Below are 14,158 nucleotides of genomic sequence, written 5' to 3'. Positions count from 1 at the left end.
CGGCATCATCGACCAGAAAACACGCAAGCTGCGGCGCTGCGCTAGCGCAGCGCCGCAGCCGACCAAATCATGAACGACTGTTACCCATCCATCCGGTCTGTTTTGTTACCCATCCATCCGCTGGACAGGCACTGCGCTTGCGGCGCCTACCCCCGTCTCACACTCGCCCCGCCATCCACCGGCAATGTCACGCCCGTGATGAAATTGGCCTCGTCCGACGCCAGGAACAGCGCGGCATTCGCGACGTCCCACCCCGTGCCCATCTTCCTGCGCAGCGGCACCTTGCTGTCGCGCTCGGCTTCGACTTCGGCGCGGGTCTTGTGCCATTCGCGGGCGCGGGTGTCGACGGCCATCGGCGTGTTCATCAGGCCCGGCAGGATGACGTTGGCGCGGATGCCGTGTTCCGCGTTCTGGTAGGCGAGCTGTTCGGTGAAGGCGATCATCGCCGACTTCGTCGCCTTGTAGGCGACATAGGGATAGGTGGTGATCGCCGCCATCGAGGAGATGTTGATAATCGCGCCGCTTCCTTGCGCGCGCATGATCGGGATCACCTCTTTCGCCGCCCAAATGCAGCTCTTCAGATTGATCGCGACGATACGGTCGAAGGCTTCCTCGGTGATCTGAAGCAACTCGGCGTCGCCGCCGGACAGGCTGACGCCGACGTTGTTGTGCAGCACGTCGATCCGGCCCCAGCGCGCCTGCGCGTCCGCGACCATCGCCTCGATGTCGGCGATCTTGGTCACGTCGGCCTTGAACGCCGCGGCGGTGCCATGCTTCGCGGCGATCATGGCGGCGGTTTCCTGTGCCGATTCCAGATGATGATCGACGCACAGCACCTTGGCGCCCTCGCGCGCGAAGGTCAGTGCGGTGGCGCGGCCGTTGCCCATGCCTTCGCCGGGGCTCTGGCCGGCGCCGACGATAATCGCAACCTTGTCCTTCACGCGCATGTCAGTTCACTCCCGGGATCGGGTACTGCTGGAGTACCTCTTTGTAATATGGCTCGTTGTCGATCTTCATGGTGGCGAGCACGCGCACCACGCCGCAATAGAAGGCGATGGTCAGCACGAGGTCGACCATGTGCTCGTCCGAGAGATGCTGCCTGATCTCGGTAAAGGTTGCGTCCGACATCGCGAGCTCGCGTACCATCTCGCGGGCACCTTTCAGGATCGCCTTCGCCTGTGGCTCGAGCGTCGAGGGTTTGCCGTCGGTCTCAGCCATCAGGCCGGCGATGTCATCGTCGGTGACGCCGAACTCCTTGCCGATCTTCACGTGGTGAGTGAACTCGTATTCCGATTTCTCCATCCAGCCGACCTGGAGGATCGCAAGCTCCCGCAGGCGCGGGTCGAGCTTGCTCTTGAAGCGAATGTATCCGCCGATGCCGTTGAAGGCGCGCGCCATCTCCGGCGAGTTGACCAACAGCTTGTGCAAATTGGTGTTGCGCTTGAGCATGTCGCGATATTCGGGCGCGACCTGGTCGGCCTCGAGATAGGGCAGGCGGGCCATCCCTGTGTTTCCTTCCTTGCTAGTGTTCTTGTGACTCGCGTTCGGGCGCTTGCAGCGTCACCCCGCCGTCCACCACCAGCACCTGTCCGGTGATATAGCGCGCAAAATTGCTGAGCAGGAATTTGACGGCGTGGCCGACGTCCCAGCCGGTGCCTTCCGTTTTCAGCAAAGACGCCTTGGCCCGCTGAGCGCGCGCCTGTTCGCTCATGCCGCGGCCATAGACCATCGGCGTGTACATCGGCCCGGGGCAGATGCAGTTGACGCGGATGCTGTCGCGGCCGTGATCGACCGCCATCGCGCGGGTGAGACCGATGATGGCGGCCTTCGATGTCGTGTAGCTCGTGAGCCCGCGCGGCCGCAGCGCCGAGATCGACGAGATGTTGACGATCGCGCCGCCCCGCGCGGTCTTGATCATCGCAGGGATAGCGTGTTTGGAGAGCAGGAACATGCTCTCGACATTGACCTGCATGACGCGGCGATACTGCTCGGGCGCTTCGTCCACCACGCTGCCGCGGCTGCCGATGCCCACATTGTTGTCGAGGAAATCGAGCCGGCCCCAATGGTCAAGCGTGGCTTCGACCAGCGTCCTGCAATCGCTCTCGCTGGTGACGTCACCGCCATGCGCCGCGGCCGTGCCGCCTTCGGCTGCGATCATCTCGACGGTTCGTTCAGCGAGCTTGAGCTCGCGATCGGCCACCAGAACTTTGGCGCCGGCGCGGGCCAGCAGAATTGCGGCCGCGCGGCCGTTGCCAATGCCGTCGCCCGCAGCGCCGCCGCCGGTGACCAGCGCCACCTTGCCGGCGAGACCGGGATCGTCCTCGAGCCCCTGCATGTCGTTCATCCCGAATATTTTCGTGCACTCTAGCAATCGCCCCGAGCGGAGAGAAGGGCCGGGCTCCAGCTTTCATGTCATTGACATCGCATGGAATTGCATGCCGCCGCGCGAGAAGGGCGAACGATCGACCTGCCCCGTTAGGAACCGACCTCACACGATCGCGTTTGCTGCCGGAGCCGTTCCCACGTTAGGCTCTGTCCCGGGGCTTCCCAACCGCCAGTGGCTTGCCGATGAATCTGCTCGATCCACAAGGGCCTGTGGCTGCGGCCAACAGCACCATCCTGGTCGATTCCGTCTTCATCATGCTCGCGATCGTGGTGCCGACCATTTTCGCGATCCTGGCTTTTGCATTCTGGTTTCGCGCCTCGAATCCGAAAGCAAAATTTCAGCCGGACTTCGTCTATTCCGGGCGGGTGGAAATGGTGGTGTGGGCGATCCCCGCGCTCACCGTGATCCTGCTCGGCGGCGTCGCCTGGATCGGCTCGCATCAGCTCGATCCCGCAGCACCCGTGCCTGGCACCGGCAGCCCGGTCCGCATTCAGGCCGTCTCGCTCGACTGGAAATGGTTGTTCATCTATCCGGACCAGCGCATCGCCACCGTCAACACCCTGACGGTGCCGGCGGGCGCCGAACTGAATTTCCAGCTGACGTCGTCAAGCGTGATGAACACGTTCTTCATCCCGCAGCTCGGCAGCATGATCTACACCATGAACGGAATGGTGACGAAGCTGAACCTGCGCGCCGACAACGAGGGCAAGCTGCAGGGCCTGTCGGCCCATTTCTCCGGCGACGGGTTTCCGGACATGATGTTCGACGTCAACGTGATCTCGCCGCTCGCCTTTCCGGATTGGGTGGCGACCACGGCGAAAAGCGATGCCGTCCTCAATGAGGACAGCTACAAGAAGCTGATGCAGCAGGGCGTCGAGAAGGGCAGGCCGACCTACCGGCTCGACGATCCCCGGCTGTTCGACCTGATCGCGACCCAGCACATTCCGCCGGGGCCGGGCCCAGAGCTCGCATCCGAAGCAGGCCGGTCGCAAAGTGGAGGCCATGATGCTCGGTAAGCTCGATTGGTCGGCCATTCCGTTCGATCAGCCGATCCCCCTGATCGCTGGCGCGGTGGTGTTGGTCGGGATTCTCGCGGTGCTGGCCTGGGTCGTGGTGAAGGGGCATCTGCCCTATCTCTGGCACGAGTGGATCACCAGCGTCGATCACAAGCGAATCGGCGTGATGTACATCCTGCTGGCCTCGGTGATGCTGCTGCGCGGCGGCAGCGACGCCATCATGATGCGGATTCAGCAGGCTGTCGCATACCAGTCGCAGGGCTATCTGCCGCCGGAGCACTACAACCAGATATTCTCCGCGCACGGCACCATCATGATCTTCTTCGTGGCGATGCCGTTCGTCATCGGGCTGATGAATCTCATCGTGCCGCTCCAGCTTGGCGTGCGGGATGTCGCTTTCCCGACGCTCAATTCGGTCGGCTTCTGGCTGACAGCGACCGGTGCGCTGCTGGTCAATCTCTCGCTCGTGATTGGCGAGTTCGCCCGCACCGGCTGGCTCGCGTTTCCACCGCTGTCGGAACTGTCCTACTCGCCGGGCGTCGGTGTCGACTATTACGCGTGGTCGCTGCAGATATCCGGCGTCGGCACGCTGGTGGCCGGTATCAATCTCGTGACGACGGTGCTGAAGCTGCGCACCAAAGGCATGAACTATCTGCGCATGCCGATGTTTTGCTGGACCACGTTGGCCTCGAATCTTCTCATCGTCGCGGCCTTCCCGATTTTGACCGCCACCCTCGCGATGCTGCTGCTCGACCGCTATCTCGGCTTCCACTTCTTCACCAACGAGGCCGGCGGCAATGTCATGATGTTCATGAACCTGATCTGGGCCTGGGGACATCCCGAGGTCTATATCCTGGTGTTGCCGGCCTTCGGCATCTTCTCCGAGGTGGTTTCGACCTTCTCCGGCAAGGCGCTGTTCGGCTATCGTTCGATGGTGCTGGCGACCATGGCGATCTGCGTCATCTCCTTCATGGTCTGGCTGCATCACTTCTTCACGATGGGCGCGGGCCCCGACGTCAACGCCATCTTCGGCATCGCCAGCATGATCATCGCGATACCGACCGGGGTGAAGATCTACAACTGGCTGTTCACGATGTATGGCGGCCGCATCCGCTTCGAGACGCCGATGCTGTGGTCGATAGGCTTCATGGTCACCTTCATTATCGGCGGATTGACGGGCGTGCTGGTCGCGGTGCCGCCGGCCGATTTCATCCTCCACAACAGCATGTTCCTGGTCGCGCACTTCCACAACGTCATCATCGGCGGCGTGCTGTTCGGCGCTTTCGCCGGCTTCGAATACTGGTTTCCGAAGGCGTTCGGCTTTCGCCTCAACGACCGCTGGGGCAAGCTCGCGTTCTGGTTCACTTTCCTCGGCTTCTATGTCACCTTCATCCCGCTCTACGTCGCCGGCATGCTGGGCATGACGCGGCGCATGCAGCACTATGACGTCGCGGCGTGGCGGCCCTGGATGCTGGTTGCAGCCGTTGGCATGGCCGTGCTGACGATCGGCGTGATCTGCCAGATCATGCAGCTCGTGGTCAGCATCCGCAACCGCGAGGCCCTGCGCGACCACACTGGCGATCCCTGGGACGGCCGCTCGCTGGAATGGGCGACGTCCTCGCCGCCGCCGGTCTTCAACTTCGCTTTCAATCCCGATGTGCGCGGCGAGGATGCCTATTGGGATCTGAAGGCCCATGCCAAGCAGCAATCGCTCCAGCATGATGCGCCCGAGTATCATGACATCGAGATGCCCAGGAACTCGCCGACCGGGTTCGTCTGCGCGTTCTTCGCCACGGTCATGGGCTTTGCGCTGATCTGGCACATCTGGTGGATGGTGATTTTGGGCGGTATCGGAGCGTTCGCGACCTTCGTCGTGTTCGCCTGGCGCGACCATGACGAATACGTCATTCCGGCCGAGGAAGTCGCAGCGATAGACCGCGTCAATCTCGAGGAGCGGCGCAGTCTTGTCAGCATGGCGGGGACAGTCTGATGTCAATGACCGCGACCGCCGGCCGTGCGCACGCCGATCCCCACCACATCGGGCTCGTCATCGAGCATCCCGGCCCGGCGCCGAAGCGCATCGTGACCGCCTATGGCTTCTGGGTCTTCCTGCTCTCCGACATCGTGATGTTCTCCTGCTTTTTCGCGGCCTATGCGGTGCTGGCCGACCAGACCGCCGGCGGCCCGAAGGGTTCGGAGATATTCGAGCAGCGAAACGTCGCGATCGAGACGGTCTGCCTGCTGCTGTCGAGCTTCACCTGTGGCATGGCGAGTATCGCGGCCGATGTGCGCAACCGGCTCTGGTTCTATCTCGGGATGGCCGTGACGTGTTTGCTCGGCCTCATCTTTCTGGTCATCGAGTTTCGCGAGTTCGCCGATCTCGTCGCGCGAGGCTATGGCCCATCGCGCAGCGCGTTCCTGACTGCGTTTTTCTCCCTGGTCGGCTGCCACGGCCTCCACGTCTCGGCCGGCATATTGTGGCTCCTCACCATGATGGCCCAGGTCTTCGCAAAGGGTTTTCGTGCCGACGTGCTGCGCCGGATGATGTGCTTTGCGTTGTTCTGGCATGCACTCGACATTGTCTGGGTCGGGGTCTTCTCCGTCGTCTATTTGCTTGGGAGTGGCGTATGAGCGATCAGGCACATATGCGGACCGAACACGACCTCGCGCCGGGCGAGGAAGAGCAACACAGTGTCGGCACCAGGATTCTCGGCTATGTGGTCGGTCTCGTGCTTGCGCTGCTGCTGACGGCGACCTCGTTCTTCATCGCCGGCACGGATCTGGTCTGGCAGCCTTCCATTCCCGTCGCGCTGATCGTGCTGGCGATCGCGCAAATGGGCGTGCACCTTGTGTTCTTCCTGCACATCACCACCGGCCCCGATAACACCAACAACGTGCTGGCGCTCGCCTTCGGGCTGCTGGTCGTGTTCCTGGTGGTCGGTGGCACCGTCTGGATCATGGCGCATCTGAATGCGAACATGCCAGCCATGGATCAGATCATGCCAATGCGCCGCTAGCGCATTATGCAAAAAAGAAGAGCCGCTTGTTGTGACAAGCGGCCCAAGTCTAGGGAGGAAACGCCCGAGCAAAGCAATCGGGCCAGAGCCGGATTGCCGCCAAGGAAACGCTCGCGCAAAGCGCTCGCGTACGCTTACAAATGCAGAAACTCTCGATGGAGTTCAATTCCGGATGAATACTGTCTCCGGCTTGCGCTCACGGCTGCGTGATGAGCTTCGTCATTTCGGCCGTCGGCAATTGTAGGCCTTGCGGAAGCCCGCAGCCTGGGCGTCGTCTTCCGAGCAGAACCAGCGATCCGGCTTGGTGGTCGCGGGGTAGCTCGGGCAGCCCCGTAAATGGTAGATGCCGATATTGCCGGTCACGCGCGCGCGCACCGCAAGCTTGCCCTTGATGCCACAGCTCGGCGGCATCGTCAGATCCTCGGGAAATAACGCCGCGCGAATCTCCTTGTCGCGGTCGGCGCGGCAGGCGGCGCCCAGCAGCGCGCCATCCTTCTTGCCGGTGCGGAATTCTTGCGGTGCGACAAAACAGCCCTTCCAAATTCCGGCCGAGGTCGATTTTGCGTCGGCCGCGGCCGACTTGACGTTCGCCTTGACCGGCTCGCGGGCAATGGCATAGCCGAGCTTGACCAGCTGCTCGTTCAAGCTGGTCTTGTCGCCTTCGGCCGTGCAGATCGCGCGGTGCCGCTTGCCGAAACTCTTTTCCGGTCCGACATCGTCGCAACGCACCGATCGCTTGCCAATCAGCTTGGCGAGCTGATCTCGGGCCTCGATGCCGCAGGTCCAGGGATCGGCGTGATCGTCGATGCAGACCTGGTCCAGCTCGGGCGCGTCGACGCCGTCGAGACGATAGGTGACGTCGCCGAGCTGGATGGCGTTGCCGTCGCGGACCGTCGCTGCGGCGGTCAGCGCGGAGGCGGGGCCGGTGGTGCCCAGAAATCCGGACAGGGCGAGAAAGGAAACGAACGCAAAAGCGCGGGCGCTGGCAAAGGAGTTTCGGAAGGACATAAGGTCTCGCTATCGATGGCTCGTGCGCCTTGTTCCTAGCATCCGGATGTGGCGATACCAATGGTCTGCGCCCCGCGAAGTGCGACATTCCGGCCTCGTGGCTTTACTCGGCCGTAGCTCTGATCCTATCGTTCGCCGGCCTTGCAGAGCGGAGGCCGAATCGCCCGGGAAGCGGCGAAGGGAGGAAAATTTCGCGATGAAAGACCCCGTGGACGTCCTGATCATCGGCGCCGGCGCTTCAGGCGCGGCGGTGGCGTGGTCACTGGCCGAGACCAAGATGCACATTCTCTGCCTGGAGCAGGGCGGCTGGATGAACCCGGCGGAATATCCCAGCACGGGCCGGGACTGGGAGGCCAAGTTCTACGGCGAGTGGTCGTCCAGCCCCAACGTCCGCGGCCGGCCCGAGGACTATCCGATCAACGACGACAATTCGCCGATCAAGGTCGTCAACTACAATGCGGTCGGCGGCTCGACGGTGATGTACACCGCGCACTGGCCGCGGTTGCATCCTTCCGATTTCAAGGTGAGGACGCTCGACGGCGTCGCCGACGACTGGCCGATCGACTACGACGCACTGACCCCGTTCTTCGAAGAGAACGACCGGATGATGGGCACGTCCGGCCTGTCGGGTGACCCGCTGTCACCGCTGACGCATCCGCCGATGCCGCAACAGCCGCTCGGATTGTCCGGTGCGATCATCGGCAAGGCCATGAACAAGCTCGGCTGGCACTGGTGGCCCTCGGACACGACGGTCGCGACCATGGACTACGAGGGCCGCGCGCGCTGCATCAATCTCGGCCATTGCACGCCGGCCTGCGCGCAAGGCGCTAAATCCTCGACGGACATCACCTATTGGCCGCACGCGGTCCGCGCTGGCGTCGAGCTGCGTACGCACTGCCGGGTGCGCGAGATCACCACGGACGAGAACGGCATGGCCACCGGCGTGGTCTACTACGACAAGGACGGCGTCGAGCAGTTCCAGCCGGCGCATGTCGTCATCATCGCCTGCAACGGCGTCGGCACGCCGCGACTGCTGCTGAACTCGGCGTCGAACCGCTTTCCGAACGGGCTTGCCAATTCGTCGGGCCTCGTCGGCAAGAACCTGATGTTCCATCCCTATGCGCAGATCTACGGCTATGTGAAGGAGCCGACCGATAGCAACCGCGCGCCGCCGACCTGCCTGTGGAGCAAGGAATGGTATGACACGGACCTCTCGCGCGGCTTCGTGCGCGGCTACGGCGTCCAGTTCGTGCGCGGCGCCGGGCCGGTGTTCGAGGCTGTCGTCAGCGAGCAGAAGGGCATTTTGCCGTGGGGCGCCGATCATCACCGCATCTTCCGCAAGCTCAACGGCCACCGGCTCGGCTTTTCCGCGATTTGCGAGGACCTGCCGGAGGAGCACAACCAAGTCACGCTCGATCCGGTCTTGAAGGATGGCCACGGCATTCCCGCGCCGAAGATCAATTACACGATCAGCGAGAACAGCCGGAAGATGATGGAGCATGCGCTGGCGAGGGGCCGGGAGATTCTCGAAACGGCGGGGGCGAGCGACATCTGCGTCAACTCGCCGATCCCGTGGGGCGGCTGGCACCTGCTCGGCACGGCACGCATGGGCACCGATCCCGAACGCTCCGTCGTCAACGAATGGGGCCGCTCGCACGATGTCAAAAACCTTTTCATCGTCGACGGCAGCATCTTCGTCACCTCGGGCGGGGTTAACCCGACGTCCACCATCCAGGCCCTCGCGCTCTACATCGCCGACCAGATGAAGCAGCGCCTCGCCAATCTGTTCGATTGAGGCCGTCATGTCCGCAGACAATCAACTGACGCGCGCCCAGCGCGACGACCTTCGCACCATCGCCGCGATGATCGTTCCCGCGAGCGACGAGTACAAGGTGCCCGGCGCCGACGACCCCGCGATCCAGGCCGACATGCTGGCGACGCTGGGGCGTGACGCAAAATTGGTGGCGGCGGCACTCGACCATCTGGCGCGGCTCGCGGGGCAGCCGTTCGCCGAGCTCGATGCTGCCAGGAGCGATGCGGTGGCGCAGGAGTTTCGCAGTTCCGGCGGGGCGGCTGCGGCCACGCTCGTCCGCGTGGTGCTGCAATGCTATTACCGCGACGATCGGGTGCTGCGCTCGCTCGGCCTCGAACTGCGCGCGCCGTTTCCGAAGGGCTATGTGCTCCCTGATGGCGACTGGTCGCTGCTGGATCCGGTCAAGGCCAAGGCAGGCACGCTGCGGCGAGTGCCCTAGCCATCTGGGCAGTCCAGACTTGCGCCCCGGACGGGTCCCTTGCGCCTGACGGAGCAGGCCACCATCTGTGTGAGCCTCAAGGACTCCTATCATGCTGGATTTCACCTCAGATACCGTCGATGACGCCGCGTCATCGCGAACGGAAACGGCCGCTCCGGTCGATGACCGGGCCCTGCTGGACGCCTACTCCAATGCCGTGATCGACGTGACCGACCGCGTCGGTCCGGCCGTCGTGCGCGTCGAGACCGGACCGAAGGTGCCGAACGGCCGCGAGCGCGGCGGGCTCGGCTCGGGCATCGTGATCTCGCCGGACGGGCTCGTTCTCACCAATAGCCACGTGGTCGGCTCCTCGAAGGAGATCCGGCTGCGCGACGTCGAGGGCCATGTCGGCGACGCCCGGGTGCTCGGCGTCGATCCCGACACTGATCTTGCGTTGCTTCGCGCCAACGGTGTGCGGGACTTGCCCTATGCGGCGCTCGGCAACTCCAAGACCTTGCGGCGCGGCCAGCTCGTGATCGCGATCGGCAATCCGCTCGGCTTTGAATCGACCGTCACTGCCGGCGTGGTCTCGGCGCTCGGGCGCTCGATCCGCTCGGTCAGTGGCCGCACCATCGAGGACGTGATCCAGACCGATGCTGCGCTCAATCCCGGAAATTCGGGCGGGCCGCTGGTGTCGTCGAATGCCGAGGTGATCGGCATCAACACCGCGATCATCAATGGCGCGCAAGGGATCTGCTTTGCGGTCGCCAGCAACACCGCGCAGTTCGTGCTGTCGGAGATCATCCGCCACGGCTATGTCCGTCGCGCCTATATCGGCGTGGCCGGCCAGACCGCGCCGATCCCGCGGCGGCACGCGGTGCTGGCCGGCGTCGAGAACAAAATGGGCGCGCTGCTGGCGCAGATCGAGCCGGACGGGCCGGCGGCGAAGGCGGGCCTGTTGTCCGGCGATGTCGTGATCGGCCTCGACGGCGTCGAGATCAACGGCGTGGACGATCTGATCCGTGTGCTCGACCGCGACCGGATCGGCCGGCGGCTGGCTATGGACGTGCTGCGGCTCGGCCGCCTGCGGGCGATCGAGATCGACCCGGTCGAGCGCAAGCCGGCGCGCTAGCGTGCGGGCGCCCAAGCGGGGTATGACGGTGTCATGGCTCGCTTCGGGAACCCCGCCGCATGATGCCGGCGCATGAGACCTACGATGTCATTGTCGTCGGCGCCGGCGCCGGTGGCATAACGGCCGCGGCCGTCGCCGCCGCTGAGGGCCTGCGCGTGCTAGTGATCGAGAAGACCGCTTTCGCCGGCGGCACCACCGCTTGGTCCGACGGCATGATCTGGATTCCCGCCAATGCCAAAATGAAAGAGGCGGGGCTCTCCGATAGCGTCACAGACGCCGTGCAATATTTGTCGAACACGGTGCCCGAGCCCGCCAATGCGGGTCTCCGCGCCGCTTTCCTCGCGCGCGGACCGGAGGCGGTCGCCTATCTCGAAGCCAACACGCAAGTGCGGCTCCAGCCGGTGAAAGCCTGTCCGGACTATTATCTGGAGCGGCTGGGCGCGACCGCGGGCGGGCGCGTGCTCGAGCCGGTCGTCTTCGACGGCACGCGGCTGGGCGCGCATTTCGCGCGGCTGCGCGCACCGCTGCCGGAGTTCACGCGATTCGGCGGGATGATGGTCAACCGCCTCGACATCCCGCATCTGCGCCGGGCCGGAAGATCGCTGCGCTCGACTGTTCGCGCGATGCGGCTGGTTTCGGAGTATGCGTGGCAGCGGCTGCGGAGCTCGCGCGGCACGACGCTGCATCTCGGCAATGCGCTCGCCGCACGACTGTATGCCTCGCTGCTGGCGCGGCAGGTCGAGATTCTCTTCAGTGCGGACGTCGAGGATTTGTCGATGCAGGGCGAGCGCGTCGGCGGTGTAATTATCCGTCATGGCGCGCGCGATCGCCTGATCGCCGCGCGGCGCGGTGTGGTGCTCGCGACCGGCGGCTTTTCGCACGACGCGACCTTGCGAAAACACTTCTTCCCACCCGCGGCCGGATTCATCTCGGCGACCCACACGTCCGCTACTGGCGACGGGCTCCGCCTTGCGACTGCAACCGGCGCCGCGCTCAATACGGATGCGACGAGCCCGGCCTATTGGGTGCCGGCCTCGCTGTTCCGGCGCGCCGATGGGAGCCGAGGCGTTTTCCCGCACATTGTGACCGACCGCGCCAAGCCCGGCGTGATCGCGGTCAATGCAGCCGGCCGGCGCTTCGTCAACGAGGCGCTGTCGTACCACGAGTTCGTGCTCGCCATGCTGCGCGATGGCAATGGCGACCCGGACCGGCCGTTCTATCTGATCTGCGACCGTCCGTTCCTGTGGAGCTACGGCCTAGGCCGTATCAGGCCGTTCACGCGCAATATCAGGCGCTATGCGGCGGGCGGCGAGTTAATCGAGGCCGCTGATATCGCGCAGCTCGCAGCGAGGATCGGCATCAAGCCGTCGACACTCGCGGCGACGATCGCAAACTACAATTCCGATGCGAAGGACGGCCGAGATCCGGAATTCGGTCGCGGCAGCACCATCTATCAGCGATACCTCGGCGATATCAGCCATAAGCCGAACCCCTGCGTCGCGCCCATCCTCTGCGCGCCGTTCTTTGCGATGCGCATCTATCCAGCCGATCTCGGCACGGCGATCGGCATGAAGGTCGATGCCCAGGCCCGCGTGTTGCGCGAGGATGGCACGCCGGTTACGGGCCTCTACGCCTGCGGCAACGACATGGGCTCGATCATGAACGGCAATTGCCCCGGGCCGGGCATCACGCTCGGGCCGGCGCTGACATTCGGCTACATCGCGGGAAGGCATCTGGCGGAGGGGAGTGTGGCCGGGGCGAGTGCGGCCACAGCGTTGGTCTAGCCTTTACCACCGCTGTCATGCCCCGCGAAGGCGGGGCATCCAGTACGCCGCAGCCCATCGACTAGTCGTCCGTTAAGAAGCCGAATTGAGCGGGGCCGGACAGGCGGGCGTGCGCCAGAGCTGGATCAGGAACAGGCACAAGAGTTCTCTGAGCCAGGCGAGGATGCGGCGGAAGTTGTGGCCGACGGCTGAGAGGATGACGTTGGCCGCATCGCCGGCGCGGCCTTTGAGGTAGCAGCGGCCGAGGTGGCCATCGGTCTTCAGGTGTCCGATGATGGGTTCGATGGCGGAGCGGCGGCGCAGCTCGCGCTTGATGACACCGAAGACGCCGCGCTTCTGGCCAGAGATGAAGACACGGCGCGGGTTCTTTGTGTCATGGCCGCGGTATCCCTTGTCGACATAGGCCCGCTCGATCGCACAGCCGGTGAGTGTCTCGGTGCGGTCGATGACGTCCCGCAATGTGTGACCGTCGTACGGGTTATCGGGCAGCGACCTGGCGTGCAGCACGAACAGGCCACCGGGAGCACGGCGGTTGTTGGTGACGATAGAGGCTTTGACACCGAACTCGTAAGGCGCGGCTGCTTTGCCCTTGCCGATGCACTCCACCTCCGGGGCGTGGAAGGAATAGAGCTTCCAGCCGCGCTGGCGCTGCTGCTGCGAGCGGATCTGCGAGGCTCGGCCGAGCGGGAGGGCGAAGGCGTTCTCGAGCACGGTCTGACCTTCGATCTTGCGGCGGATATCGCGAATGATCCGGCCCAGCCGGCTGCGCAGAATGCGCAACTGCCGCTGATGCCGCTTGAATTGCTTGGCATGAGCGTAGCGCCCCGCCATCATTGCCGCGGTCCTGGCAATGCGAAGATAGGACTGCCGCAGCCTGACCCCGTGCTTCCTCGCCAGGCGGTTGAGCCCCTTGATCGCCGCGTGCAGCAGCTTGGCATCGGTCGGAAAGGTGATGGCCTTCGGTTGCACGGTGGTATCGACCGTGACCCGCTTGAGGTCCTGGCCGCGTAACGCGCCGGCCTCGTGCGCCACCCGCAGGCTCTCGGCCAGCAACAGCTCCAGCTTGTCGCCGAGCCGCTTGCGCCAATGGCTCAGGTCCGAGCGCTCGTGCGGGAACGCGTGCTGGAAGAACTCTTCGCCGGTGAAGTACTGGAAATACGGGTCGTGGACCCAACGCTCGCACACCCCCTCATCGGAGAGGCCGTAAATGTGCTTGAGCAGGAGCAGCCCAATCACGAAGCGGGTCGCGATGCCTGGCCGACCGTTCTCGCTATAGAGCGGAGCGATCTCGCCGTCGATCCAGTCCCAATCGACCTTGCCGGCGAGCTGAACCAGCTCGTGCTTCAAATTGATGATCTGGTCCAGCCTGGCCCGGAACAGATCGCCCGATCCCGTCGTCCTATGCTTCTTCGGTCGCATCGCCACCTCCGATGCGACCACCGAATCATGACTGGCGATTCGACGGAATCCTGAAAATGAAATTGCAAGGTTCCGATGCCCCAAGCATCAAAATCCTGCATTCCAAAAACAGTCCACAAAGTCAAATGCGATCCTAGCTCAATCGCTTAGCCGCTCTTCACGGAC

At 64.1% G+C, this 14,158-nt stretch carries 13 protein-coding genes; 8 read left to right on the top strand and 5 right to left on the bottom strand.

Translation table 11 applies throughout. The features are described from left to right. Positions 1–146 precede the first annotated feature (146 nt). From BRA1253DRAFT_RS11370 to BRA1253DRAFT_RS11360, 3 genes are read right to left on the bottom strand one after another with little or no spacing between them, the layout of a single operon-like run. Positions 147–947 carry an SDR family NAD(P)-dependent oxidoreductase gene (locus tag BRA1253DRAFT_RS11370; RefSeq protein WP_007594092.1) on the bottom strand — a complete coding sequence of 267 codons (801 nt, stop codon included), beginning with the start codon at positions 945–947 and terminating at the stop codon, positions 147–149. Between the two features lies 1 nt (position 948). Next, the gene (locus tag BRA1253DRAFT_RS11365; protein ID WP_007594091.1) at positions 949–1,503 is read right to left on the bottom strand and encodes a carboxymuconolactone decarboxylase family protein; all 555 of its coding nucleotides are present in this window, start codon (positions 1,501–1,503) and stop codon (positions 949–951) included. A 19-nt stretch (positions 1,504–1,522) separates the two neighbouring features. Then, positions 1,523–2,344 (bottom strand): SDR family NAD(P)-dependent oxidoreductase, encoded by an 822-nt coding sequence (locus BRA1253DRAFT_RS11360; RefSeq protein WP_245285893.1) that lies wholly within the window; start codon positions 2,342–2,344, stop codon positions 1,523–1,525. Positions 2,345–2,568: 224 nt separating this feature from the next. Between BRA1253DRAFT_RS11360 and BRA1253DRAFT_RS11355 the strand changes: the two genes are divergently transcribed. The 4 genes from BRA1253DRAFT_RS11355 to cyoD are packed head-to-tail and all read left to right on the top strand — an operon-like array spanning position 2,569 to position 6,419. Next, positions 2,569–3,402 carry a hypothetical protein gene (locus BRA1253DRAFT_RS11355; RefSeq protein ID WP_007594089.1) on the top strand — a complete coding sequence of 278 codons (834 nt, stop codon included), beginning with the start codon at positions 2,569–2,571 and terminating at the stop codon, positions 3,400–3,402. Further along, a complete protein-coding gene (gene cyoB, locus BRA1253DRAFT_RS11350; protein ID WP_007594088.1) occupies positions 3,392–5,392 on the top strand; it encodes a cytochrome o ubiquinol oxidase subunit I in 2,001 nt (666 codons plus the stop codon). The genes BRA1253DRAFT_RS11355 and cyoB overlap by 11 nt, the downstream gene beginning before the upstream one ends. Further along, positions 5,392–6,033, top strand: a complete 642-nt coding sequence (locus tag BRA1253DRAFT_RS11345) for a cytochrome (ubi)quinol oxidase subunit III (RefSeq protein WP_007594087.1) — start codon at positions 5,392–5,394, stop codon at positions 6,031–6,033. The genes cyoB and BRA1253DRAFT_RS11345 overlap by 1 nt, the downstream gene beginning before the upstream one ends. Further along, positions 6,030–6,419: a cytochrome o ubiquinol oxidase subunit IV gene (gene cyoD, locus BRA1253DRAFT_RS11340; protein ID WP_007594086.1), complete on the top strand. Its 390-nt coding sequence runs from the start codon at positions 6,030–6,032 to the stop codon at positions 6,417–6,419. The genes BRA1253DRAFT_RS11345 and cyoD overlap by 4 nt, the downstream gene beginning before the upstream one ends. A gap of 219 nt (positions 6,420–6,638) precedes the next feature. Here the strand turns inward: cyoD and BRA1253DRAFT_RS11335 are convergent, their stop codons facing one another. Beyond that, on the bottom strand, positions 6,639–7,427 hold the full coding sequence (locus tag BRA1253DRAFT_RS11335) for a thermonuclease family protein (protein ID WP_007594078.1): 789 nt from the start codon (positions 7,425–7,427) through the stop codon (positions 6,639–6,641). A gap of 196 nt (positions 7,428–7,623) precedes the next feature. On the opposite strand from BRA1253DRAFT_RS11335, the gene BRA1253DRAFT_RS11330 reads away from it, so the two are divergent. The 4 genes from BRA1253DRAFT_RS11330 to BRA1253DRAFT_RS11315 all read left to right on the top strand — a co-directional run bounded on the left by BRA1253DRAFT_RS11330 (position 7,624) and on the right by BRA1253DRAFT_RS11315 (position 12,574). Next, on the top strand, positions 7,624–9,222 hold the full coding sequence (locus tag BRA1253DRAFT_RS11330; protein WP_007594076.1) for a GMC family oxidoreductase: 1,599 nt from the start codon (positions 7,624–7,626) through the stop codon (positions 9,220–9,222). A gap of 7 nt (positions 9,223–9,229) precedes the next feature. Continuing rightward, complete coding sequence (locus tag BRA1253DRAFT_RS11325) at positions 9,230–9,679, top strand: hypothetical protein (RefSeq protein ID WP_007594075.1); 450 nt, start codon at positions 9,230–9,232, stop codon at positions 9,677–9,679. Positions 9,680–9,770: 91 nt separating this feature from the next. Beyond that, a complete protein-coding gene (locus tag BRA1253DRAFT_RS11320) occupies positions 9,771–10,790 on the top strand; it encodes a S1C family serine protease (protein ID WP_007594072.1) in 1,020 nt (339 codons plus the stop codon). Between the two features lie 59 nt (positions 10,791–10,849). After that, positions 10,850–12,574: an FAD-dependent oxidoreductase gene (locus tag BRA1253DRAFT_RS11315; protein WP_007594071.1), complete on the top strand. Its 1,725-nt coding sequence runs from the start codon at positions 10,850–10,852 to the stop codon at positions 12,572–12,574. A 72-nt stretch (positions 12,575–12,646) separates the two neighbouring features. On the opposite strand, the gene BRA1253DRAFT_RS11310 is transcribed toward BRA1253DRAFT_RS11315, so the two are convergent. Beyond that, positions 12,647–13,993 (bottom strand): IS5 family transposase, encoded by a 1,347-nt coding sequence (locus BRA1253DRAFT_RS11310; RefSeq protein WP_007594069.1) that lies wholly within the window; start codon positions 13,991–13,993, stop codon positions 12,647–12,649. Between the last annotated feature and the right edge of the window lie 165 nt (positions 13,994–14,158).

The sequence above is a fragment of the Bradyrhizobium sp. WSM1253 genome, assembly GCF_000244935.1.
Taxonomy (GTDB): domain Bacteria; phylum Pseudomonadota; class Alphaproteobacteria; order Rhizobiales; family Xanthobacteraceae; genus Bradyrhizobium; species Bradyrhizobium canariense.
The sequence above is the reverse complement of the archived record's forward strand: the minus strand, read 5'-3'. Positions and strand labels throughout refer to the sequence as shown.

What these genes read in the sequence shown, in the direction of transcription:
- BRA1253DRAFT_RS11320 (WP_007594072.1), top strand. Translation starts at nt 9,771, where the DNA reads ATGCTGGATTTCACCTCAGATACCGTCGATGACGCCGCGTCATCGCGA.
- cyoD (WP_007594086.1), top strand. Translation starts at nt 6,030, where the DNA reads ATGAGCGATCAGGCACATATGCGGACCGAACACGACCTCGCGCCGGGC.
- BRA1253DRAFT_RS11335 (WP_007594078.1), bottom strand. Translation starts at nt 7,427, where the DNA reads ATGTCCTTCCGAAACTCCTTTGCCAGCGCCCGCGCTTTTGCGTTCGTT.
- BRA1253DRAFT_RS11315 (WP_007594071.1), top strand. Translation starts at nt 10,850, where the DNA reads ATGATGCCGGCGCATGAGACCTACGATGTCATTGTCGTCGGCGCCGGC.
- BRA1253DRAFT_RS11345 (WP_007594087.1), top strand. Translation starts at nt 5,392, where the DNA reads ATGTCAATGACCGCGACCGCCGGCCGTGCGCACGCCGATCCCCACCAC.
- BRA1253DRAFT_RS11365 (WP_007594091.1), bottom strand. Translation starts at nt 1,503, where the DNA reads ATGGCCCGCCTGCCCTATCTCGAGGCCGACCAGGTCGCGCCCGAATAT.
- BRA1253DRAFT_RS11325 (WP_007594075.1), top strand. Translation starts at nt 9,230, where the DNA reads ATGTCCGCAGACAATCAACTGACGCGCGCCCAGCGCGACGACCTTCGC.
- cyoB (WP_007594088.1), top strand. Translation starts at nt 3,392, where the DNA reads ATGCTCGGTAAGCTCGATTGGTCGGCCATTCCGTTCGATCAGCCGATC.
- BRA1253DRAFT_RS11310 (WP_007594069.1), bottom strand. Translation starts at nt 13,993, where the DNA reads ATGCGACCGAAGAAGCATAGGACGACGGGATCGGGCGATCTGTTCCGG.
- BRA1253DRAFT_RS11360 (WP_245285893.1), bottom strand. Translation starts at nt 2,344, where the DNA reads ATGAACGACATGCAGGGGCTCGAGGACGATCCCGGTCTCGCCGGCAAG.
- BRA1253DRAFT_RS11330 (WP_007594076.1), top strand. Translation starts at nt 7,624, where the DNA reads ATGAAAGACCCCGTGGACGTCCTGATCATCGGCGCCGGCGCTTCAGGC.
- BRA1253DRAFT_RS11370 (WP_007594092.1), bottom strand. Translation starts at nt 947, where the DNA reads ATGCGCGTGAAGGACAAGGTTGCGATTATCGTCGGCGCCGGCCAGAGC.
- BRA1253DRAFT_RS11355 (WP_007594089.1), top strand. Translation starts at nt 2,569, where the DNA reads ATGAATCTGCTCGATCCACAAGGGCCTGTGGCTGCGGCCAACAGCACC.